This window comes from Streptomyces canarius (assembly GCF_014650735.1).
Lineage (GTDB): Bacteria > Actinomycetota > Actinomycetes > Streptomycetales > Streptomycetaceae > Streptomyces > Streptomyces olivaceoviridis.
In genome coordinates, this window is sequence record NZ_BMVN01000014.1 from 96,175 (window position 1) to 119,065 (window position 22,891).

15 protein-coding genes are annotated in these 22,891 nt (G+C 72.1%); 11 read left to right on the top strand and 4 right to left on the bottom strand.

The annotated features are described in order from the left end of the window. Positions 1–63 precede the first annotated feature (63 nt). Positions 64–276 carry a hypothetical protein gene (locus IE294_RS21220; protein WP_189888443.1) on the bottom strand — a complete coding sequence of 71 codons (213 nt, stop codon included), beginning with the start codon at positions 274–276 and terminating at the stop codon, positions 64–66. An 816-nt stretch (positions 277–1,092) separates the two neighbouring features. On the opposite strand from IE294_RS21220, the gene IE294_RS21225 reads away from it, so the two are divergent. Further along, positions 1,093–1,389 (top strand): helix-turn-helix transcriptional regulator, encoded by a 297-nt coding sequence (locus IE294_RS21225; RefSeq protein ID WP_189817458.1) that lies wholly within the window; start codon positions 1,093–1,095, stop codon positions 1,387–1,389. Positions 1,390–1,715: 326 nt separating this feature from the next. On the opposite strand, the gene IE294_RS47710 is transcribed toward IE294_RS21225, so the two are convergent. Next, complete coding sequence (locus tag IE294_RS47710) at positions 1,716–2,732, bottom strand: LuxR C-terminal-related transcriptional regulator (protein WP_229917261.1); 1,017 nt, start codon at positions 2,730–2,732, stop codon at positions 1,716–1,718. Between the two features lie 531 nt (positions 2,733–3,263). Between IE294_RS47710 and IE294_RS21235 the strand changes: the two genes are divergently transcribed. The 7 genes from IE294_RS21235 to IE294_RS21265 all read left to right on the top strand — a co-directional run bounded on the left by IE294_RS21235 (position 3,264) and on the right by IE294_RS21265 (position 14,553). Further along, positions 3,264–4,904: an alkaline phosphatase D family protein gene (locus tag IE294_RS21235; RefSeq protein ID WP_189888445.1), complete on the top strand. Its 1,641-nt coding sequence runs from the start codon at positions 3,264–3,266 to the stop codon at positions 4,902–4,904. A 392-nt stretch (positions 4,905–5,296) separates the two neighbouring features. After that, on the top strand, positions 5,297–8,224 hold the full coding sequence (locus IE294_RS21240) for a helix-turn-helix transcriptional regulator (RefSeq protein ID WP_189888447.1): 2,928 nt from the start codon (positions 5,297–5,299) through the stop codon (positions 8,222–8,224). A gap of 110 nt (positions 8,225–8,334) precedes the next feature. Beyond that, positions 8,335–8,508 carry a hypothetical protein gene (locus tag IE294_RS21245; protein ID WP_189888449.1) on the top strand — a complete coding sequence of 58 codons (174 nt, stop codon included), beginning with the start codon at positions 8,335–8,337 and terminating at the stop codon, positions 8,506–8,508. A 155-nt stretch (positions 8,509–8,663) separates the two neighbouring features. Continuing rightward, positions 8,664–12,323: a S8 family peptidase gene (locus IE294_RS21250; protein ID WP_189888451.1), complete on the top strand. Its 3,660-nt coding sequence runs from the start codon at positions 8,664–8,666 to the stop codon at positions 12,321–12,323. Positions 12,324–12,400: 77 nt separating this feature from the next. Then, positions 12,401–12,964, top strand: coding sequence for a hypothetical protein (locus IE294_RS21255; protein ID WP_189888453.1), 564 nt, complete (start codon positions 12,401–12,403; stop codon positions 12,962–12,964). A gap of 207 nt (positions 12,965–13,171) precedes the next feature. Continuing rightward, entirely contained in the window at positions 13,172–13,453 is a 282-nt protein-coding gene (locus IE294_RS21260) for a WhiB family transcriptional regulator (protein ID WP_189817452.1), read from the top strand. A gap of 323 nt (positions 13,454–13,776) precedes the next feature. Beyond that, entirely contained in the window at positions 13,777–14,553 is a 777-nt protein-coding gene (locus IE294_RS21265; RefSeq protein ID WP_189888455.1) for a GNAT family N-acetyltransferase, read from the top strand. Positions 14,554–14,685: 132 nt separating this feature from the next. Here the strand turns inward: IE294_RS21265 and IE294_RS21270 are convergent, their stop codons facing one another. Both IE294_RS21270 and IE294_RS21275 read right to left on the bottom strand, forming a co-directional pair. Further along, entirely contained in the window at positions 14,686–15,165 is a 480-nt protein-coding gene (locus IE294_RS21270; protein WP_189888457.1) for an SRPBCC family protein, read from the bottom strand. A 144-nt stretch (positions 15,166–15,309) separates the two neighbouring features. After that, positions 15,310–15,912, bottom strand: coding sequence for a VOC family protein (locus IE294_RS21275; protein WP_189888459.1), 603 nt, complete (start codon positions 15,910–15,912; stop codon positions 15,310–15,312). Positions 15,913–16,152: 240 nt separating this feature from the next. On the opposite strand from IE294_RS21275, the gene IE294_RS21280 reads away from it, so the two are divergent. From IE294_RS21280 to IE294_RS21290, 3 genes are all read left to right on the top strand, one after another. Further along, positions 16,153–17,640 (top strand): hypothetical protein, encoded by a 1,488-nt coding sequence (locus tag IE294_RS21280; RefSeq protein ID WP_229917276.1) that lies wholly within the window; start codon positions 16,153–16,155, stop codon positions 17,638–17,640. A 188-nt stretch (positions 17,641–17,828) separates the two neighbouring features. Beyond that, positions 17,829–18,770 (top strand): 2-dehydropantoate 2-reductase, encoded by a 942-nt coding sequence (locus IE294_RS21285; protein ID WP_189888461.1) that lies wholly within the window; start codon positions 17,829–17,831, stop codon positions 18,768–18,770. 306 nt (positions 18,771–19,076) lie between these two features. Beyond that, positions 19,077–22,847, top strand: coding sequence for a S8 family serine peptidase (locus IE294_RS21290; protein ID WP_189888464.1), 3,771 nt, complete (start codon positions 19,077–19,079; stop codon positions 22,845–22,847). Positions 22,848–22,891 lie beyond the last annotated feature (44 nt).

Sequence of the window (22,891 nt, forward strand, 5' to 3'; positions counted from 1 at the left end):
CACGCGCCCGCCCGCGGGACGGGAAGGCCGCGTGCGCCGTCCTCGGCGACCGGGGCGGGAAGGTCACCGCCGGCCTTCGTGCCAGGCGCGGTCGAGGGGCTGCCGGACGCCTTGCGTGAGGTGCTGCCCGGCCCGGTAGAGCGCCTTGAGCAGGCCCTTCAGACCTTCGGCGCGTACGGTGCCGCCCCGGTCCCAGGCGCCCCGGACACCGCCCAGCGGCCCGCTCCCACGCCCACTGTCCAGGCGGCCCCGAAGGCCCGACTCCTCGCCCTGCACCGCCGTTCGCCTCCGGTGCCCGTCACGGCCCGACCGCCCGCCCGTTCGACGCGGCGCCGGTCCCGCGTCCGGCCCCGGCGGGAGGCGATCTCAGTCAGTTTCGGCCACGGGAGGAGGTGAGGCTTGAGAAACCCTTTGTCACACGTATCTTGCCAATCCGAGCGGTCTGTCTCTACGTGTGCGGCAGCTCCGCCCTTCCCCGCGCGCGTTGTGGTCGACCGCCCACGGCTCGGGAACCGGGGCACGACCTGGCGTGACAGCCGCGACTGGGCGTACGCGGCCCGCATCGGGGCACCACACCCGCACCGAGTCGCGTAAGCGGACCACACGCCCACCCCGTCTCATTTGCGTGCTTAATGCAAGCAAAATCACCTTGACCGAATCTCATCGATCCTCGGTGTTTCACACGTTGCTGTTCAAGCAATGATCTGAGTGGCCGCCCCAGTGGCACAGCACAGGACCTTCCGAAGAAGATCCAGTTTCTCATACTTCGAAGCGAAAGGCTGGCCGGTGACATCACGGACTTTTGATCAGGGGATGCGTGTACTTCATTCCCGGCCGGAATACGCGACCTCGTGTCACGCCGTTCCGGCCGGGCGTCGGAGGGCGACTTTCTGACAGGCCGCCCGAGAAATCCCCGAAGTCTTGAGGACGGTCTCCATGATGCGAAGGGTCAAAGAGTTGCGGTATTCGAACGAGAACGGCGTCCGTGGCGCAGCCGCCACTTCGGCAGCGACAGGCGGCCGAGGGGACGCACCGCCGTCACAAGCGCCTGTCGGAAGCGACCGTCGGTCCCTGCGGGCTGCCGCTATGCGAATGGCCGAGGAACGCCTGCGAGAAGAGGATCTCAGCCCCACCGTGATCGCTCAGGAACTGAACGTATCGGTCCGCACACTGCACCGGTCCTTCACCGGAACCGGGGAGTCGATCATGGGGTACGTACGTCGTCGACGCTTGGAGCAGGCGCGGGAAGCCCTCCTCTCCGGCCACGGCGAAGTCAGCGTGTCCGAGGTCGCCCAGCGCTGGCATTTCGCCGACAGCAGCCACTTCATTCGCGCCTTCCGAGTCCACTTCGGTATAACGCCGGCGCGGGTCTTACACCTGAACGGCTGACACGAAGAGGCGCATCGGTCCGGGCCGCGGACAGAGCGCGGTTGACGGTGGGCGGGGCCGGCGTGAGCGCGCGGCCCGGTGGGCGTCCGAGCGGCGTCGTCACCCACGGACCGGCGCCCATGCGGACCCGCAGCGGCGATCGTCCTCGCGGGTGACGACGAGCTTGACGGTCCATGGGACCAAGGCGTGCGGCACGTCGAGTGCGGCGCATACGGAACCAACGTGGCTCCTGCGCCCGTGGGGTTGAGACGTCGAAGACCTCCCCCAACGGCACGGGAGCCTCGTGCGTCGCGCACCTCCGGCATCATCCGGCCGGACCACCGGGCTCAATCGCGGTCGGCCATCAGGAATCCCGCTTGCAGGCGGCTCTCCGCACCGACCTGTTCGACCAGCTCGGCGATGTGCCTGCGACACGTCCGCACCGATATCCCCAGCCGGCGGGCGATCACACCGTCGTGCGCGCCCTGGACCAGCAGGTGAAGGATGCGGCACTTGACCTCGTCACCGGTCAGCGCCTCGACGTCGGGCTCGGCCTGCTCGGTCAGCGGCACCGCCTCCGACCAGTGCTGTTCGAAGGCGCCCCGGAGCATGTCCAGCACCGTGGTCTGCCGGACCACGACCGCGCTGCCCGCCCGGTCCCCCGTGGCCGGAATGAACGCGGCGTGCTCGTCGAGGAGGATCAGGGGGCCCGCCACCTGGGGGACGACGCGCACCAGCGCTCCGGCACGGGCGGCGGTCGATGCGCCGTGCCGCATCGCCCAGTCGTCGTCCAGCACTTCGGCCGCGCACACCGCCCGCACGCGCACGCCGCGCCTGGACAAGGACGCGGTTTCCGCGAGCAGCTGGTCGAGCAGACCGCCGAAGCCGTCCGTCCCGGAGTGCATCAGCAGTACTTCCCGTACGCTGCCCTCGGCGATCTCGCTCATCAGCAGGTTGATTCCGACGCCCTCCGGAATCACGCCGATGGTGTCGCTCCCGCGCCCCATGCGGCGCTTGCGGTGCTGCTGGTACATGGACATCAGCCTGCGGAAATCGTCGTTCAGCCGGTCCGCCTCGTCGCGGAACTCCACGATCTGCTTCTCCAGCGGGCCGACGATGTTCGCCGCCACGGCATCCGGTCTGCCCGCGACGACCCTTCCTTTGCCGTCCGTGTGCAGCAGCCGTAGTCGCAGGAGCCGTTCCAGACATTCGTTGAAGCGGGGAAGACTCAGTCCCAGCTGCTCGGGAATCGCGTCGATTTCGGCGCGTCCCCGGTCGAGGACCCATCGATAGACGACCCAGCTCGTGTCGTCCAGGGTGGAAATGACGCGTAGTTCGCTGTACCCCTGCTCCGCACCCGCCACGACACCACCTAGTTCCTCTTGGAGAGACACGTGGCCTCTGGTTTCGGCCCACCGACGCTGGATCGTTACCCGCGAGACCGGTTGGCGAATCCAGGGATCGGCTTCCCGCTGTGGAACGGGGAACGGATGTCCCGTGGTCGTGAAGTCGCGAGAGCGTGTCGGGTCGTGACGGCCGCCCTCGGCGGCGCCTTCCTCGCCGACGTGGGCAAGTTGCGGTCCTCAAGGCGATGCGCGGCGCCCGGTCCCCCGTGCGTCGACACGTGTGGAAGTGGCCGCGTACGGGTCCTCGCCGTCAGGTGGTTCGGCGTCGACCGGTGCAGCTCGTTGACCGCGGCGGGGCAGCGGCCCTGAACGTGGCCGGGCTCGTGGAGCCGGGCGTGCTTCAGGTGGGACGGTCCGATGTCACGCCCGGTTCCGGAACTCATCCTTCCGCCATGTGAACGTCATGAGTCTGCCAAGCTCCTGCCCCGTCGCGGTAGTCGCGGCGGGGTCAACTGCCCCCTGCATTCACCGCGACAGGGGAGAGACCGGATGACACCCGCAGCCCGCCCGTCCCAGCACGCCCCCGAACTGCGCGCCGCCGCCCGGCACCTGGGCCGGCGCCGCTTGCTCACCATGACCGGCGCCGCCGCCGCGCTCGCCTTCGCCGTGAACCTGCCCGCCGCCGGCACGGCCGCCGCCGCCGAGCTCGACGCCCGGAGGATCACCGACGACCCCTTCACGCTGGGCGTGGCCTCCGGCGACCCGCTGCCCGGCTCGGTCCTGCTGTGGACCCGGCTGGCCCCGCAGCCGTACCAGCCCGACGGCGGACTGCCCGCGCAGCGCGTCACCGTGCACTGGGAGCTGGCCCACGACGCGGACTTCCGCCGGATCGTCAGGCGCGGCACCGCCCCCGCCCACCCCGAGTTCAGCCACACCGTCCACGTCGAGGTGCCCCACCTGCCGGCGGACCGCGTCTTCTTCTACCGCTTCCGGGCCGGCGCCTGGCTGAGCCCCACCGGCCGCACCCGCACCGCCCCCCTGCCCGGCACCCGCCCCGCCGCGCTCACCCTGGGCGCCGTGTCCTGCCAGGCCTACGCCGACGGCTACTACACCGCCTACCGCCACCTCGCCGAGGACGACGTGGACGTCGTCTTCCACCTGGGCGACTACCTGTACGAGTACGCCGTGAACGCCACCGGCAACGACCGCAACTACACCGACCGGACCCTCCCGGCCCACTACAACCACGAGACGGTGACGCTGGAGGACTACCGGCTGCGCTACGCCCTGTTCAAGTCCGACCCGGACCTGATGGCCGCGCACGCCGCGCACCCCTTCGTCGTCACCTGGGACGACCACGAGACGGAGAACAACTACGCCGACGACACCCCGGAGGACGGCGGCTCCTCCGAGGAGTTCCTGCTGCGCCGCGCCTCCGCCTACCGCGCCTACTGGGAGAACCAGCCGCTGCGCCGCCCGCAGCTGCCCACCGGCTCCGACATGCGGCTCTACCGCCGCCTGCACTGGGGCCGGCTCGCCCAGTTCGACGTCCTGGACACCCGCCAGTACCGCTCGGACCAGGCCTACGGCGACGGCTGGCAGTACCCCGGCCCCGAGTCCGAGGACCCGGCGCGCACGCTCACCGGTGCCACGCAGGAGCGGTGGCTGATCGACGGCTGGCGTGCCTCGCGGGCGCTGTGGAACGTCGTACCGCAGCAGGTCACCTTCTCCCAGCGGTACAACACCACGGCTACGCCGTCCAAGGTCTCCATGGACTCCTGGGACGGCTACCCGGCCTCCCGCGAGCGGATCCTGGCGGGGGCCGAAGCCGCCGGCGTGGAGAACCTCATGGTCCTCACCGGCGACGTGCACGTGCACTACGCGTTCGACATCAAGCGCGACTTCGGCGACCCCGGTTCCCGGACCGTGGGCACGGAGATCGTCACCACGTCGATCACCAGCGGGCGCGACGGCGCGGACCGGCCCGGCAACTGGGCCACCTACCTCGCGGCCAACCCGCACATGAAGTTCTACAACGGACGGCGCGGCTACGTGACGGTCACGCTCGGACAGGAAGCGGCCCGCGCCGACTTCAAGACCGTCCCGTACGTCACCAGGCCGGGCGCACCCGTCACGACCGCGGCCTCCTTCGTCACGGAAGCCGGCGCCCCCGGACTCAAGCCCGCCTGAACCCGGCGCGGCAGCGAACCCAGGCCGGGGCGGAGTCCGTCCCGGCCACCTCTCCCGGGCAGCGGACGCCGACGCGGGCGCGATGCGCGTCGGGCGTCCGCGACACCGGGCCTGCCCCTCCCCAGCGGCACCAACGGCACCTCCTTCCCGCCGGCCCGCAGCGTCCGCATGACCTTGAGGAAGGCACCGGCTCACACACACCTGCCACGATCGTGGTGTCACGGCGGACGGCACCGAATGATCCGGTCCGGATCCGGCGGAGTGGTTTACAGTCTTGCAGCCGTCCTTGTCCTCACCGTCCCGACGGGAGCCGCGGTGCCGCCCCTGACGTGTTCTCCGCGGACGAGGCCGGCGCTGGGTGTGACGGGGGTCGGCTGAGGGGAGACTTCGCGGTGCTCGGAGGGGTCCATGGCAACGGCGGTGGTCGGCTCCCGGCGCTGTCCGCGCCGCAGTTCGTCGGCCGGGAGGATGAGCTCGGCACACTTGCGTCGGCGCTCGGACGTGTCCCCGCGGTCGTGCTGATCGAGGGTGAGGCGGGCATCGGCAAGACCCGGCTGCTGCGCGAGTTCCTGGCGTCCCAGGCGGAGCGGGGGCGGCACGCCCTGGTCGGTGCCTGCCTGGAGTTGCGGGTGCCGTACACCCTCGGGGCGGTGGTGGACGCGGTGCGGGACGGCGTCGACAACGTTGCCGCGCTGCGGCTGAGCGGGCTGGCGGGCGCGCTGAGGCCGTTGTTCCCCGAGTGGGCCGACGACCTGCCTGCGGCACCGGAGGCGCTGGAGGACGCCACCGCCGCCCGGCACCGGCTGTTCCGGGCCTTCGTCGAGGTCCTCGGCCGGCTCGACGTCGCGGTCCTCGCGCTGGAGGACGTCCACTGGGCCGATGAGGCGACTCTCGAATTCCTGCTGTTCCTCGTCTCCCGCCGGCCGCAGCCGGTCAGTGTGGTGCTGACCTTCCGACGCGACGAAGTGCCGTCGGGTTCCCCGCTGTTGCGGCTGTCCTCCCGGCTGCCCTCCGACGCTCGTCCGGTCAGGCTGACGCCGGGGCCGCTGGATGTCGGTGAGACCGCCTCGTTCATCTCGTCGATGCTGGCCGGCGGGCACGTCTCGAACGAGTTCGCGGCCTTCCTGCACGCACGCACCGCGGGCGTACCCCTGGCGGTGGAGGAATCGGTGCGGCTGATGCACGACCGCGCCGATCTGATCCGCCGCGACGGCGGTTGGGCGCGGCGTCGGCTGGACCGCATCGAGGTCCCGCCGACGATCCGCGACGCCATGCTGGAGCGCGTCCAGCGGCTCGGCCCCGACACCCGCACCGTCCTGTACGCGGCGGCAGTGCTCTCCGGTCCGGCCGACCACGCGACGCTGCTCGCGGTCACCGGCCTGCCGCAGGAGCGGTTCGCGGGACAGTCGGCCGAAGCGCTCGGCAGCGGCCTGCTGCGCGAGGACAAGTCCGGGCAGTGGTCGTTCCGGCATCCGCTGGCGTGTTACGCCGTGTACGACGCCATCCCGGCCGGGGACCGGCGTGCCATGCACCTGCGGGCGGGCCGGACCCTCCAGCGGTGGCCGGTGCCCCCGGTGGCGCAGCTGGCGCGGCACTTCCGGCTGGCCGGCGACGCCGAGGCCGCGTGCCGGTACACCGAGGAGGCGGCCGACCTCTGCCTCCAGTCCGGGGACGTGGCCACCTCGGCGCTGCTGATCCACAGCCTGGTCGCCACCGTCCCGCTGCCCGCCGGGGTACTGGTACGTCTGGTGACGAAGATCCAGTTCCAGGCGCTGTCCGGCTCCGACCCGTACTCGGCGGTCATCGCATCGCTGCGTTCGGCTCTCGCCGGCCAGGTCCTCACGCCGGTGGAGCAGGCGTCCGTCCGCTTCCAGATCGGCCGGGTCCTCATGGTGGCGGGCGAGATCGAGGCGGGCCGCGGCGAGATCCTCACCGCGATCGCCCATCTGCCGCCGGGCTCCGCGGAGCAGGCACGCGCCCGTGTGCTGCTGGCCCTGCCCCTGGGGAACGCGCGGCCGGTCCGGGAGCACCTGCGGTGGCTGGAGGAGGCGCCGCCGCCGGCGCGGTCGATGGCGTCCCTCGACCGGCTGCACCTGTCGGTGGAACGCGCGTTCGCGCTGCTCATGCTGGGTGAGGAGGCCGGATGGGCGGCGGCCCGGGAGATCCCGGACGACGTCCCGGAGCCGCGGGCGGCGTCCATCGTCGCGATCGGTCACACGAACGTCGGCGAGGAGGCGACGCGGTGGGGACGGTACGAGGAGGCCAGGGCACGACTCGCCAAGGCCCGCGCCCTCGCCGAGCGCCACCAGCTCCTGGACTACCTCGACAGCATCGCCTCCTCCCAGGCCCACCTGGACTGGTTCACCGGTGCCTGGTCGGGACTCGCCGAGCAGACGGCGCGCCTGCTCGACGACGACAGCGGCGTACGGCTGAAAGACCGGTGCGAGGCGGCGCTCGTGGCCGGGTTGCTCCAGGCCGCCTGCGGAGACCGGGAGGTGGCCGAGGAGCGGCTGGCGTTCGCCGGACGCGACGACCAGCAGCGCATCGAGGCCGTGGCGGCACTGGCCCAGTTGTGCCTGCGCGACGGCGACGTCGACGAGGCGCTCCGGCTGACCGACCAGCTCGCCGAGACCGCCGTCGGCGGCGGCCCGTGGTCCCGTGCCGTCGAGTTCGCCCCCGTGCGCACCGCCGCCCTGGCCGCCGCCGGCCGGCTCGGAGCCGCCGCGGAGGTGGTGAACGCTCTCGACGGTGCCCTGGGCGACAGGGACGCACCGGCGGCCCAGGCGTCCCTCGTCCTGTGCCGCGCGATCCTGGCGGAGGCCGATGGCCGCCGCACGGACGCCGCCGCGCTGTTCGCCCGTGCGGCCACCGCCTGGGAGGCGCTGCCGCGGCCGTACGACGCTCTGCTCGCCAGGGAACGCTCCGCCCGCTGCCTGCTCGCCGAGGGCCGGGACGAGACGGCGCTCCCCGCGCTGTCGGACATCGCGCGGGCGCTGTCGGAACTCGGCGCCTCCCGCGACGCCGACCGGATCCTCCGGTTCCTCGCCGGCAAGGGGTTCGCGGTGACGCGCGGGCGGGGGCGTCCCGGCTACGGCAACCGGCTCTCGCCGCGTGAGCTGGAAGTGGCCCGGCTGCTGGTGGAGGGGCTGACCAACCGCCAGATCGCCGACACCTTGGGGGTGTCGGTGCAGACGATCGCCAGCCAGGTGAAGTCGGCGATGCGCAAGATGGACGTCACCTCGCGCACGGCACTCGCGGTCAGGGTCGTCGAGTCGGGTCTCGTCGGCGACCTGGACCAACGGCCCGCGCGCGACGAGTGAATTCGGCACGGCCTTCAGAGGACGACGAAAAGTCCCGTACCGAACGGCGGGATTAAATCCCGCATCTGAGCGATCGTGCCGGCCCCCGGCACGATCGCACACTCATTGCCATGCCGCCCGCCAAGCCGCCGACGCCCGCCTCGGCAGACGTACCGCCCGCACCGGAACTCCGTCCTCAGGACGAACCCGTGCCGGCCGGACCGCCGTCCGACCCGGCGGACTCCGCCACCCCGCACACCGAGAGGGCCGGCGCCGACGACGACGCCGAGTACGAACCCCTCTGACACAGGGCCCCTGGCGCGAGGCGTGGAGCAGCCCGCGTCCGCTGAGCGGCCGGCGTCCTCGTGTGCACGCAAGGGACGGTCGCCGACGCGCCGCACGCCCCTGGCCCGGACCTGTTCCCACGTTCCCCGTCATTCCTCTCAAGGGAGACTCATCGATGAGGTCAAGCGCAACAACGGGCGTCGGCAGACGCTGGGGCGCGGTGACCGTCGGTCTGACCGTCCTCGGCATGCTCGTGTCGACGACGACGGCCCACGCCGCCGCCCCGGACCGGCAGCCGCCGCCATCCGGTGCCGCACAGACGGACAGCCCGACATCGGCCGCCGACAACCCCCTGGCTCGATTCGTCTCCGCGTCGGGCGGATCCGTGCCGGTCACGCTGATCACCGGCGACACCGTGGACGTCGGTGTCGACGACGGCGGCAAGCCGGTCGTCCGCGGCACCGAGAGCGCGCCTCGGCCCGATGGACTGCCGGTCGTGTTCCACACCCTCACCCGCCAGGGCAAGGTGTACGTCGTACCGGACGACGCCCTCGCACTGGTCGGCCAGGGACTGCTCGACTGGTCGCTCTTCGACCTCGGCCAGTTGCTGACGCTCGCCGCCGCGGGCGGGAAGGACACCGTGCCGGTGCTCGTCACCTACACCGGCACCGCCGCGGCCGACAGGACGCGGAAGGTCGCCGGGGCGTCCGGCGGACGGGCACTTCCGAGCATCAACGGCCGCTCGATGAGGATCGCCGGCGACGGACGGTGGTGGCAGGGGGTACGGGGCAAGACGGCCTCCACACCGGCCGCCGCCCGGTCCGCCGGTTCCCTGACCGGGGTCAAGAAGGTGTGGCTCAACGGCCTGTCCCACGTCGACCTCGAACAGTCGGTACCCCGGATCGGCGCGCCCGTCGCCTGGGAACGCGGCTACGACGGCACCGGCGTGACCGTGGCGGTGCTGGACACCGGTATCGACGCCACCCACCCGGACGTGTCCGCGAGCATCGTCGGGCAGACCGACTTCACCGGCAGTCCGCACGGTGCCAAGGACGGGCACGGGCACGGCACCCATGTGGCGTCCACGGTCCTGGGCAGCGGCGCCGCGTCCAAGGGGCTGCGCAAGGGCGTCGCACCCGGCGCCAAGCTGCTGGTGGGCAAGGTCTGCAACGACGCGGGAGAGTGTCCCGACGACGCGATCATCGCGGGCATGGACTGGGCCGCCCACTCCGGGGCCAAGGTCGTCAACATGAGCCTGGGTGGTGAACCCACCGACGGCACCGATCCGATGAGCCAGGCGCTCAACGAGCTCAGCCGCACCACCGGGACCCTGTTCGTGGTCGCGGCCGGCAACTCCGGTTTCGTCGCCCAGAAGGTCGTCACCCCGGGCTCCGCCGACGACGCCCTGACCGTGGCGGCCGTCGACAAGAACGACGAGATGGCGCAGTTCTCCAATCGGGGACCGCGCATCGGGGACGGCGCCGCCAAGCCCGACATCGCCGCTCCGGGCGTCGACATCGTCGCGGCGCGCGCCGCGGGCACGGCCATGGGCACGCCGGTGGACCAGTACTACACCACGGCCAGCGGGACCTCGATGGCGACGCCGCACGTCACCGGCGCCGCGGCCATCATCGCCCAGCAGCATCCGGAGCTGACCGGTCAGCAGATCAAGGCACTGCTGATGGACACCGCCTCCGACCTGGGACACGACATGTACGCCCAGGGCACCGGTCTGGTGGACCTGGCGACGGCGACCAATCCGCAGATCGTCCCGAAGGGGAACCTGAACTTCGGCCGCCTGGCCTTCCCGCACTCGGCGCAGACGAAGCGGATCACGTACACCAACCGCGGCGACAAGGCGATCACGCTGCATCTGTCGATGCCGGTCTCCTTCGGCGACGGCAAGCCGGCCGCGGCGGGTCTGTTCACCCTCGGCACGGACACGGTGGTCGTTCCCGCGGGCGGGTCCGCCGAGGTGCCGGTGACGCTCGACGCCAGGGTACTGGGCGCCGACGGGCCCTATGGCACGTACAACGGGCTGCTGAGCGCCCGTGACGACTCCGGCGCGATACGGCTGAACGCACGGATCCACACCTTCGTGGAGGCCCAGAAGTTCCCGCTGACCGTGCACGTCGTCCCTCCCGCGGGTGCCACGGACGTCCGTTACGGGACCGCCACCTTCATGCCGGTCGACGACCAGATCCACCTGCACGCGGGCCAGGTCGCCGAAACCGGCGCGGACACCGTGACCGAGCAGCTCTTCCGCGGCACCTACGCGGTACAGATCCCGGTCACATGGCGGAACGCGGCCGGTGACGTGCAGCAGGCCACACCGATCGCACCGGAGGTGGGCCTCACCAAGGCGACCACGGTCACCCTGGACCTGCGCAAGGCCGAACCGCTGCGCGTGGAGTACCCCGAGTCCACCGAGACCTACAACGCCACCGACGTCGTCAACCGGGTCTCGGCGACCGGGGCGTGGACGATGGGCTCGTCGTCGGCGTTCGACTACAGGGCCGCCGAACCGAACTGGTGGGTGCTGCCCACCGGCAAGGTGAGCGAAGGCTCCCTCACCCACGACTTCTACACCTCGGGGACGACTCCCGTCGTCACCATGCGCGCCACCGGCGGCGGTGCCTCCGCCGCCCTGTCCGCCCGCTACGTGACCCCGGACGCCGCGCTGTCCGAGTCGCAGGGGTGGCTGCGCGACAACGGGGACCCGAGCACCCGGCAAGCCTCGATCCCGGTTCCCCGGCTGCCGGTCGAGGGACACCTGCCGGTGGTCCACGCCGGCACCGGGTCCCCCGCCGAACTCGCGGACGTGGACGTCCGGGGCAAGCTCGTCCTCCTGACGCCGACCGACATCTGTCAGGGCACCTGCGACTATGCCGAGCTCCGGGAGCGGGTGGCCACCGCCGCCTCCGCGCACGCCGTCGGTGTGCTGGTCGCGGCACCGGGCCTCACCTCGCTGGGCCGTCCCTCGGAGTTCGACCAGTGCCTGGACGGGCCGCAGAGCTGTCCGGCGATCGAGCCGTACGCCGCGCTGCCCATCATGAGCGTGCCCTACGTCCAGGCCCAGGCCCTGATCCAGCGGATCAAGGCCGGCGGGTCGCACGTCCGGATCGGCCTCGGCGGCAGCGTCGTGCCGAGGGCGTACGCGGCCACGTACCACGAGAACGGACAGCTCCAGCCGAAGACCTACCGGCTCGGGAAGGACGATCTCGACCGGGTCGACCTCTCCTTCCACGCGGCACGGCCCGGGGAGGTGCACCAGCTGAGCTGGAACCAGTCCCTCCAGGCCGGCACCGCCTCGTCGCAGGTGTCCCTGCCGCACCCGTCCACGCAGCGGACCATGACCGCCTTCGTCAAGCGGGAGGACAACGCCATCAGCCGGTTCACCGCGTCCTGGGCCGAGCGCGGGGCGGACCACTTCCTGACGCACAACCGCACGGAAATGAACGACATGGTTCTCACCGGCAGGAACGAGATCCACTGGAACGCAGGGCCGTCCGTACCGGGGGCCGTGCCGCAGGTGCGCACCGCGTCGGGCTTCTCGGTCCAGGCCGGACCGTGCTCGGGTTGCCGGCAGGGCGACACCTTCTACCCCACCCTCTATCTGACGGACAGTGGCGGCGGTCGCCAGGCGCTGATCGGCATCGTCGACGACGAACTGCTCCAGCACGAGTTCATCGATCTCCCCTCCTGCGGGACGGCCCCCTCGCCGACCGTGCCGAACCTCGACTCCACCTGCGACTTCAAGCTGCTCAACGCATCCGGTGACGAGATCGGGCGTCATACGGAGCACCTCCCCGACGAGACCTGGCCGACCCTGTGACGGCACTCGACACCGCCAAGGAGACCGACACGATGAACACCCCAGTGCCATCGGCGCGGCGCCGCAGAGGGGCCCTCATGGTGCTCGCAGCCGCAGCGATGCTGGCGCTCGCCGGCTGCAAGGGCGGTGACCTCGTCTCCTACGACCTTCCGGCGAAGTCCGCCCGGTACACGTTCGAGACGCGGACCAACGACGTCAGGACGGTGTGGCAGTACACCTCCGCCACGGCGACCAAGGACGACGCCCCGAAGCTGAGCCCGTGCGTCGGTGAGCTGATCGGCAGCAACCACGCGGCCTGCCGCCCGGAGCCGCTGATCTTCCTGCGCTACGACTTCGGTCTGGCCCTGGACAACACGGCCAAGGCCGGGGAGAAACACGAGGTCACCGTCGTCGGCTACTACCAGCAGCGGCTCACCGACCTGCCCGAGGTGACCTCCCTGAAGGCGGAGACCACCTTCGACGGAGGCAGGACCTGGCATCCCGCGGCCACGAAGGCGACCGGGAAGAACACGTTCACCACCACCATCAGCAACCCGCGGCGGGAGAAGGCCGCCGAGGGTGTCGGACTGAGGATCAGCGCGACCGACAGCCAGGGCAACACCGTCAGGCAGACCATCCCCACGGCATATACGCTGCGCTGACGAACATCCACCGCGCGGCTGGGCAGAGCGGGGCGAGAGGCGACTCCCGCCCCGCTCACCCGGCACAGCCCTTCGGGACACTGAAGGGACAGATGATGGAATAAGGAGCTTTCACCAGAAAGTTGGGGACATACGACTGGCTCCGGGGTGCCGGTGGCCGGTCGCCACGTGTCACGTGATGTCCCGACGGACTTCTGGGGAGGCCTGATGCACCGCGAATCCCTCGCGGCCACCGACTGGCGGGCGATGAGCGCCTGTAGACGCGAGGACCCTGAGCTGTTCTTCCCGATCGGCGACACCGGTCCCTGCGCGGTGCAGATCGAACAGGCCAAGGCCGTGTGCCGGGACTGCGCCGTCGTCACGCCCTGTCTGCGGTGGGCGCTGGAGACACGCGAGGCCCACGGCATATGGGGGGCGACGACCGAGACCGAACGCCGCCGGCTCCGTCGTCAGCCCCCGGCCGTGCGGGCGGACGTCCGAGGCGCATGACCCGCGAGGGAGCCGGAACCCCGCACGGCGGGGCGGGAGAAGGTCCGCCGTGCGGGGGTCCTGGCCGGGGTCAGTCCTCCCAGTGGCGGACCGCAGGGCCTGCTGCCGAGTGGTGGGGGTGCTGTGCGAGGGGCCGTTCGGGGTGTCGGCCGGCGCCGTGACCGGCGTCATGAGCAGGCCGCCCGCGGCCGGCACGCTCGCGCCGAGCGCGACAGACGTGCCGCCTGCCCTCTTTCGCTGGTGCGAGGCAGTGATCCTTGGGCAATGGGATACGTGTTTTGAACCGCGGATGTTACGTATGACGCGGAGTTACACTCACATGTATGACCAATGACGATGCGGTTTCCGAGGCCGCAGAGGCCTTCCAGACGGCTACGGAGTGGCTCGCCGGTGTCCTGCCGGACGGCCTGCACGAGCGCGGTCCCGGCGGCGCCCTGCTGGCCGTCACCCGCTCGATGATCCCCCTGCTCAACAGCATCATGAGTGTGACCGACGTGCCGGACGCGGCGGAGATCGGGCTGCTCTGCGAGAAGGCCGCACCGCATGTCGCACAGCTCCCCTGGAGCATCCGGCTGCGCGGCGAGCCCGGTGCCGAGATCGCCGGCATCGCCGCCGCCCGCGGACTGCGCACGCTCACCCGGCAGCCCTTCATGCTGCTGTCCCTGGACGAGGACCGCGACAGCCGCGAGTCCGCCCGGGGGCCCGTGACCGTGCGTCCGCTCCGCGACGACGAGGACCAGACCTTCGCCACCGTCCTCGGCGCGGCCTTCGGGGCCCCGCCGATGATCATCACCAGCCTGTACACGCCCCTCGTCCTCGGACAGCCCTTCGTCCGGGCCTACCTCGCCGAGGTGGACGGGGTGCCGGCCGGAGCGGGGCTGGCGATCCTCACCGAACGGCATGTCGGGCTCGCCAACATCGGTACCCTGCGCGACCACCGGCGGCGCGGGGTCGGCCGTGCGCTGACCGAGGCGATCCTGCGGGACGGCCGGGCCGCCGGGGCGCACACGGCGTATCTGCACTCCAGCGAGGAGGCGCTGCCGCTCTTCGAGCGGGCCGGCTTCCGCACCCGGGAGTCGTGGGCGACGTTCACGGCCTGAACGCGAAGGCGACGGAAGGTGACAGCGGCCCTGCCGGTCGGCCGTGGGCCGCTGTGCCGGGGCCGCGCCGCCCGGGGCGGATCACCTGTGCCGCCGTACGACGACCGCGCGCGCCGGGCAGCGGGAAACGGCTCACACGCTCGGCGGCGGGGCCGACAGCCGGGCGAGCTGGGCGTGCCACAGTTCGTCCAGGCGCTCCACCCATGTGGGCGACAACGTGTCGAACGCCTTGGGGAGGGAGGCGCGGACGGCGCTCTCGACGACGATCTCCGTGCCGTCGCCGACCTCGGTGAGCAGATATCCCTGGTACAGCCGGACACTGGTACCCAGGCACATCCAGCCGAGCCGGCGGGGCGGTACGTGCTCTCCCACGTAGACCTCGAACCGATGACCGCACCAGCGCACCTCGAAGGTCTGGGTGAAGGCCGGGGCGCTGACCTCCTCGCACCTCGGCACCCAGCTGGTCCAGTCCGCGATGTCGGTGAGCACACGGAAGACCCGCTCGGGCGGGCCGGGCACGACGGCCTGCACATGGTGGAAGCCATGGGCTTCGGCAGGTGAGAATCCGGACGGCCAGTGGATGTCCGGGTGGCTGTCTGCGGGGTCGTGCATCCGACTCTCTCTCACGCTGCTTCTGGCTCCGGTCGCCCCCGGCCGCGCTGGTGGCGTGAGCCGGGGGCGTGCCCCTGTCCAGGATGCGACCATCGCCCGTGCGGGTACATACGTCATCTGACTGACGGTGCACCGTGCGGCAGGTCAGCTCGCGCCGCCTCCGGTCTGCTCGGCCACCAGGTGCGCGGCGTACCACTCGGCCCAGTCGGGGTCCGCGTCGCCGGTGCTCCCCGGCCGCTCGGCGTGTGCCGCGGCGGCCCGGCGCAGGGCCCGGGCGAGGTCGTCCGCGGAGGTGAAGGCCGTCGGGCCGGGTCCGATACGGCCGGGCAGGCGGGAGGTGACCTCCTGGACCAGCCACGCGTTGCCGTCCGGGTCGCGGAAGGGGAAGTGCGAGCGGTAGCTCTCCCGCTCGGGGTGCAGTCCGGGCTCGGGGGCGGGGCCCCCGGTGTGGTAGTAGTCGCCCACCTCGACCCCCAGCTCCACCAGCCTGTTCCGTTCCGCGACGATGTCGGGGACGCACAGGTACATGTTCTGGGCCGAGCCGGGTTCGGCCGTGGTCAGGCCTGTTCCGAACTGCACCGAACACGCCGAGCCCGGCGGGGTGACCTGCACCTTGGCGGGTGGTGTGCGGTCCAGTCGCCAGCCGAGCCGTAGGTAGAACTCCTTCGCCCGCTCGACGTCGGACACGGGGATCGTCACCACCTCCAGCCGCTCGTCGGGGCTGAACCGCACCGGTTCTGCCGTCATGACGTCCTCCTCCTCCCCTGGGACAACTCACACGTACGTGGATGAACGCTACGCCCCCAGTCGGGACGAAACCAGCGAATCGGGTACATATCTTCGCCCGACATGTGTCCGGTAGACTCCGGCCCGGAGACACGTGTGCCGGGAACGGACGCGGTGGGCACATGTGAGCACAGGGATGGCCGCGAGGTCAGCGATGCGTGTCCGTGTCATGCCCTTCGTGTGTCTCCTTCCGTCGTGACCATGGACTGTGAGGGCCGCATGACCGTCATCCCCGCGGGAGACCCGGGCCACACTCGCTACGACACGGCGACGGCATCGACGGTCACCTCCGTCGGCGAGCACCTGCATCTGGTGCACTCGGGGAGCAGGCCGCCGGTGTGGCTCACCCGGCTCGCCGGCCGGCTGGGCCCCACCCGGCCGAACGAGGCGTTCGTCGTGGTCGGCGTGCCCTCGGTCGAGGGCGGCGCGGAGGGGCTGGGCCGGCTGCTGGCGCCCGCCCTGGAGGCGAGCCGGGACGCGCGGGTGCGCCTGCTGACCCTGGTGATGTCCGAGGGCGCCCACGAGGCCGGCGACAGCCCGTCGGCGGCCCGGCTGATCAGCGAACGGTGGGGAATGGACGTCCTGGCCACCGCCGGGTCCGCGCTCGTGACGGCGACGGGTTGTCTCTTCGCGCCCGGCCACCCGGGGGGCCCCGGCGGCTGGTGGCACTTCTCGCCCGGCACGGCCACCCGGCAGGTGAGCGGTCATCTGCCCATTCCGGACTGGGAGATCGCGGTGCGGCGGGTGGGCCGCCAGACACTGGCCGGGCACATCGTCGAACCCGTGCCGGCCGGGCTGGCCGTACGGCCCGCGGGACCGGTGTCGCCCGCCACCCACGCCCGGCTGCACGCCGTACCGCCGGAGGACGGCCGGCCGCAGCTGATCATCACCTCGCCGCGGACTCCCGCCACCGTCCTCGCGGTGGTCATGGGGACGCTCCCCGAGCGGGTCCGCGGCTCGCTGCGGCTGGTTTCGCTGGCGGGTCAGCCGATGTCACGGACCGCTCAGGAGGTGTCGGACCTCCTGGGCTGCGAGGTCGGGGTGGCGCTGGGAGCGCCCGTCATGCACGGCAGGGCCGTCCCGGAGGGCGTCTCGGCCGGCGACGCCGCCGCGGACCAGTACCTGCTCGACGAGCAGGGCCGGCCCGCCTGGCGGCCCTTCGCCCAAACCCTCGTCCACGAGCCGGCGACGAGCGGGGGCGGCCGGCCGGCACGCGTGACGCAATGGCGGGTCCCCGCGGTGCTGAGCGCGGGCACCGGGCCCGACGCGCTGTCGCTGGGCCGGGACTGGAAGGCGGGGGTGACCCCGTCGGGCCTGTGGGTCGGACCGCGTGACGCCGCACCGCCGCTCCTCGCCACGGCCCGCCCCGCCCGCCCCGACACCGTCGCACTCGACCTCGGGCCCTGGGGTTCGCACCGGCCCCTCGACGCGTCCCTGTGGCCGGCGCTGGAGAGGCTGTTCGGGCAGTTGGAGCCCGAGGTCTGTGTCCGGGCCGTGGTGCACGTCCACGGCGCTCTCGACGCACGGGACGGTGAGCGGCTGCACAGGCTGACGGTCCGTCACGGACTCAGGCGGGCCGACCCGGTGACGTCGCCCCGGCCGGAGCCCGCAGGACGCCCCGGCACCGGACCGGAACCCGCCTCCGGCTCCGGCCGGTCCCGGCATCGCACCCCGCTGCCGGCGTCGTAGTCCGTCATGAACCGCAGCGGGCGGCGTCCCGGCCGGCGCACGGTTCCTGACCCATTTCTTCCTCTTGGACATGTATGTGACTGTCGGCACATTCGCCCGACCTGCGAACCAGCGGAGCGTCACACGTCGTTGGTGATACATGAGGGATACATCGTGCAGCGATCCCGCACCCTGATCAGGAGGGAACCATGGGGCCCAACGCAAGGACACCCAGGACCGCCGTCGCCGTGATCGGCGCGGGTGCCGTCGGAGGTGTGGTCGCGTCAGCGCTGCACAGAGCAGGCCACGATGTGACGGTCTGTGTGCGTACCCGTTTCGACGAACTGCGGATCGAGAACGGCGCACGGGTCGAGCGCTTCCCGGTGCGGGTCGTGACCGACCCGAGCGACCTCAAGCCGGTGCGCTGGGTCCTGCTCGCCGTGAAGTCGTTCGACACGGAGAGCGCGGCCACGTGGCTGCGCTCCCTGTGCGACGAGGACACCACCGTCGTCGTCCTCCAGAACGGCGTCGAACAGACGGAAGGCGTCCAGGATCTCGCCCCCCGGGCCTCGCTCGTTCCGGCACTGGTGTACATCCAGGCCGAGAGGCTCGCCCCGGGCCGTATCCGGCTCGGTTACGGCGACAGCTTCCAGGTTCCGCGGGGGCCGTGGGCCGAGGAGCTGGCCGAGTTGTTCGAGGGCAGCGGCATGACAGTGGACGTGGCGGAGGACCTCACCACGGCCATGTGGCGCAAGCTGATGCTCAACATCGCCGTGAACTCCCTCACCGCGCTCACCCTGCGCCGTATGGAGGTGTTCCAGGACGCACACGTGCGTGAACTCGCCCTCGGGCTGATGCGGGAGGCGTCGGCGGTGGGCGGCGCGCTCGGCGCCCGGCTCACTGAGGAGGACGTCCAGCGCACCCTCGCCTTCACGGCGGAGTTCGCCGCGGACAACGGAACGTCCATGCTGTACGACCGGCTGGCCGGAAGGCCGCTGGAATACGACGCCCTCAACGGGGCCGTCGTCCGGCAAGCCGAGAAGCTCGGCATCGACGTCCCGTTGAACCGGGCCGTCACCGCACTCCTCCAGGCGCTGCGCCCCCTGGACACCGGCGAGGCCGGGGTGCCGCGTCTGCCACGGGCCGCGTGACCGGCCGCGCCGCCGTCCCAGGCTGGGGGCCGGCCCGCCGGGGTGCGACGCCGTCCAGGGCCCGCCGGACCACCCGGCGGCGGTGAGCCGGCCGCGCTCGGCATCGGACAGCGCCCCGGACGCCGTACGCCCGCCTCCCCGTGTGTGCCCCCATCCGGTCAGCCACCGTGGGCGTCCCCTGCCGGCACCGGCTCGTGCGGCATCTTCGGCGGAATCCGAGGCAACCCGAGGGCCACCCTTCCCTGTTCACCTGTCGGGACACATGTCCCCGCCCCTCGACCACGGGGCGCCGACAGGAGGATTGCAGTGACACGACACAGAACAGCGGCGCTGTTACTGGGCGTCGGCACGCTGACGGGAGCGCTCGTCGCTCCGGCCGGCGCGACGCCCACGGACGCCGCCGCCCGGCCGGGCACACCCGCCGCCGGACCGGTCGAACAGGTCACCCTGGTCACGGGGGACACCGTCCGCTACCGCCGCACGGGCGACACCGTGCGGGTCGTGAGCGCCACGGCCGGCACGGAACGGCGCCAGACGGCGTTCGCGAACTACACCGAGGGTGGCCACACCTACGTCGTGCCCCGGGACGCATGGGGTGCGATGGCGCGCGGCCAGGTGGACAAGGCGCTGTTCGACATCACCGAACTCGCGCGGCAGCACCTCGACGACCGGCACACCCACGACATCAAGGTGATCGTCACCGGACGACCGGGCACCGCCCCGAAGACGGTGACGCCCTCCACCGCCAGGGTCACCCACACCCTGCCCCGGCTGGGCGTACGAGCGCTGAGCACCGGCAAGTCGCACGCCACCGCCCTGTGGCGGTCCCTGACCGGTGAGCGGGCCGGCGCGGCCGACACCGGCCGGGCCGCCCCGGCGCACGGCACGAAGATCTGGCTGGACGGCGTCGTACGGCCCACCCTGGACGTGAGTGTGCCGCTGGTCGGCGCGCCCACCGCCTGGGAGCACGGCCACACCGGCGAGGGGGTCAAGGTCGCCGTGCTCGACACCGGCATCTCCTCCACCCACCCGGATCTGAAGGGGAAGGTCGACGCGGCGGAGAACTTCTCCACCGCGGCCGACACCGACGACCACGTGGGCCACGGCACCCACGTGGCGTCCACCATCACCGGCAGCGGCGCCGCCTCCGGCGGCCGGTACCGGGGGGTGGCCCCCGGGGTGAGGCTGCTCAACGGCAAGGTCCTCGACGACGAGGGCCGCGGCACGGACTCCGGCGTCCTGGCCGGCATGGAGTGGGCCGTCCAGCAGGGTGCCGACGTGATCAACATGAGCCTGGGCGGCGACGCCCCGAGCGACGGCACCGACCTGCTGTCCACCTCGTTGAACAGGCTCTCGGCCGCGTCGGGCGCGTTGTTCGTGGTGGCCGCCGGCAACGCCGGCCAGCCGCACAGCGTGACGGCGCCCGGAGCCGCGGACGCGGCGCTGACCGTGGCGAGCACCACCAAGCAGGACACCCTCAGCCGGTTCTCCAGCCGGGGGCCGCGCGTGGGGGACTTCGGACTGAAACCGGAGATCTCGGCGCCCGGCGAGAACATCGTCGCCGCCCGCGCGCCGGGGGCGTTCCCGGACGCGCCGGGTGACGCCGACTACGTGTCGCTGTCCGGGACGTCGATGGCCACCCCGCACGTCGCGGGCGCCGCGGCGATCCTCGCCGGCGAACACCCCGACTGGAGCGGCCGGCAGATCAAGGCCGCGCTCACGGGGTCGGCGACCGTGCTGAAGGACGTCGACGTGTTCGGCAACGGCGCGGGCCGGCTGGACGTGGCGCGGGCCGACGCGCAGTCCGTGCGCGCCGTCACCCCGTCGCTCGGCCTGGGCCGCATCCCGTGGCCCCACGACCCGGCGCGGCCCACCACCGGCCGGGTCACCTACGCCAACGACGGCGACGCTCCGGTCACCCTCGCCCTGAGCATGTCCGTGACCGACGAGCGGGGACGGCCCGCGCCCGACGGCTTGTTCTCCGCCGACCCCTCCGTCACGGTTCCGGCTCACGGGACGGCCACCACCACCGTGCGGCTCGCGGCCGGCCCCGACTCCGCGGGCTCCTACGAGGGACGGCTGACGGCCACCGCCGGGGACGCCCGGGTGGTCACCCCGGTCACCGCCCAGGTCCGGGAACTCCTGCGCACGGTGACGGTCCGCGTGCGCAACCACGCGGGGGAGGCGCTGGGCCTCGACGACGCCTGGGTCGCGCTCCAGAACGAGACCACGGGCGCCGTCTACCCCGCCGACTCGGGTGACGAGAACGGCCTGCGGGCAGAGGTTCCCGACGGGGACTACCGCGTCGTGGGGCTCGGCACGATCTCCGGCCTGCTGCATGTGACGATCACCTACTACCTCCAGGGCGGACTGCACGTCGACGGCGACCGCACCCTCGCCCTCGACGGGACCAAGGCCCAACCGGTCACGGCCGACCTGGACGATCCCGCCGCGCGCCCCGATCCCTACTCGGCCCACGTCACCCTCTCGTCCACCGTCACCACCGGCGACGGCACGGACGGCATCGCCCTGGACAGCAACTACACACCCCGCTACGTGCTGTCCGACAAGGCCGTCCCCGGAACGGCGCTCTCGTACGGCGGGGCCTGGGTCCCGCCGCAGAACCGGGTGACGACGGTCGGCGAGCACCCGTTCGAGGTCAGCTATGTGGAGGACCCCCAGTCCGCCGGTTACGAGGGCGACATCACCGCGGACCTGGTCGACATCGGCGAGGAGACCGACCCGGACCAGGTCGGAGACGTCCGGGGCAAGGTGGTGCTCGTCGCGCCGGAGCACTACGCGCCGGATCCCGTCGGCACGCCGTCGCAGGAGCAGTTCGCCACCCTGGTGACGGGGCTGAAGGCCAAGGGCGCCGCGCTGGTCCTCACCTACGACTACATCGCGCGCCTGACGGAGGTGCCGATCCTGCAACTGCTGCGGTACGAGGACGTCGAGGGGCTGCGGGAGCGGCTGGCGGCCGGTGCGCGGCAGGTGCACGTGGTCGGCACACCCGCCACCCGCACGCAGTACAACCTGTTCGGCTCGGTGGGCCTGGATCTGCCCGAGGGCCATGCCTGGCACTTCCGGCGCGCCGCGCTCGCCCGGACGAAGGCCGTCTACCGCAACCCGGCGGGGGGCCGGCACGTCATCGTGCAGGGCCTGTTCTACCACGACCCGGTTTCGGGCCTGTGGGGCAGGACGGAGCAGCGGCTGGCCGTCCCGCAGACCCGCGTCGAGTACTTCACGCCCGGGGTGTCCTGGGCCGTGGACGCCGGCGCCGGGCTGAACGCGGACTGGACGTACGGGGCGTCGGAGCGGACCGCGTGGACCACCTACCGCACCGACCGGCGCACCTCGGCCGCGTGGAGCACGGCGCCCTTCGCGCCGCGGCTGCCGAACCCGCTGACCAGTGACGCGGACGGCCTGCCGGTACCCGCGGCCTACCGGTCCGGCGACCGGCTCGTGACCGCGATCCCGGTGTTCAACGACGCCGATCCGAACCACACGACCGCGGCCGGTACGGACGTCGACGGCCAGGTTCTGGAGAAGGGCACGACGGAACTGTTCCGGGACGGGACGAAGGTGGACGGCAACGGCACACCGGGAGCGGGGACCTTCGACCTGCCGTCGGCCGCGGGTACCTACCGGCTGGTCGTCAGGGCCACCCGCCCGTCCGCGCTGTCCCCGAAGGTGCGTTCGGAGTGGACCTTCACCACCGGCCGCACCGAGGACTCGGTCCGCACCCCGGTGGACCTGCTGGACCTCGGGTTCGCCCTGCCGCTCGACGGGCACAACACCGCCCCGGCCGGCAAGGAGTTCACCGGTTCGGTCACGGTACGGCACCAGCCGGGCGCTTCCGGCACGTCCCCGGTCCGCAAGGTCACCGTCGATGTGTCGTACGACGACGGCAGGACCTGGAGCCCGGCGGCGGTCACGTCCGCCGGCCGGGGCCACTGGTCGCTGGTGATACCCGCCGGCGGGCAGCCGGGCGGACACGTGTCCCTGCGGGCGAGCGCCGTCGACCGGGCGGGTGACCGGGTCCGGCAGACCGTCACCCGGGCCTACGGGCTGCGCTGAGCCGGGCATCGGGTGTCCGCCACTGAGATCGCCGGTGGCAGGCA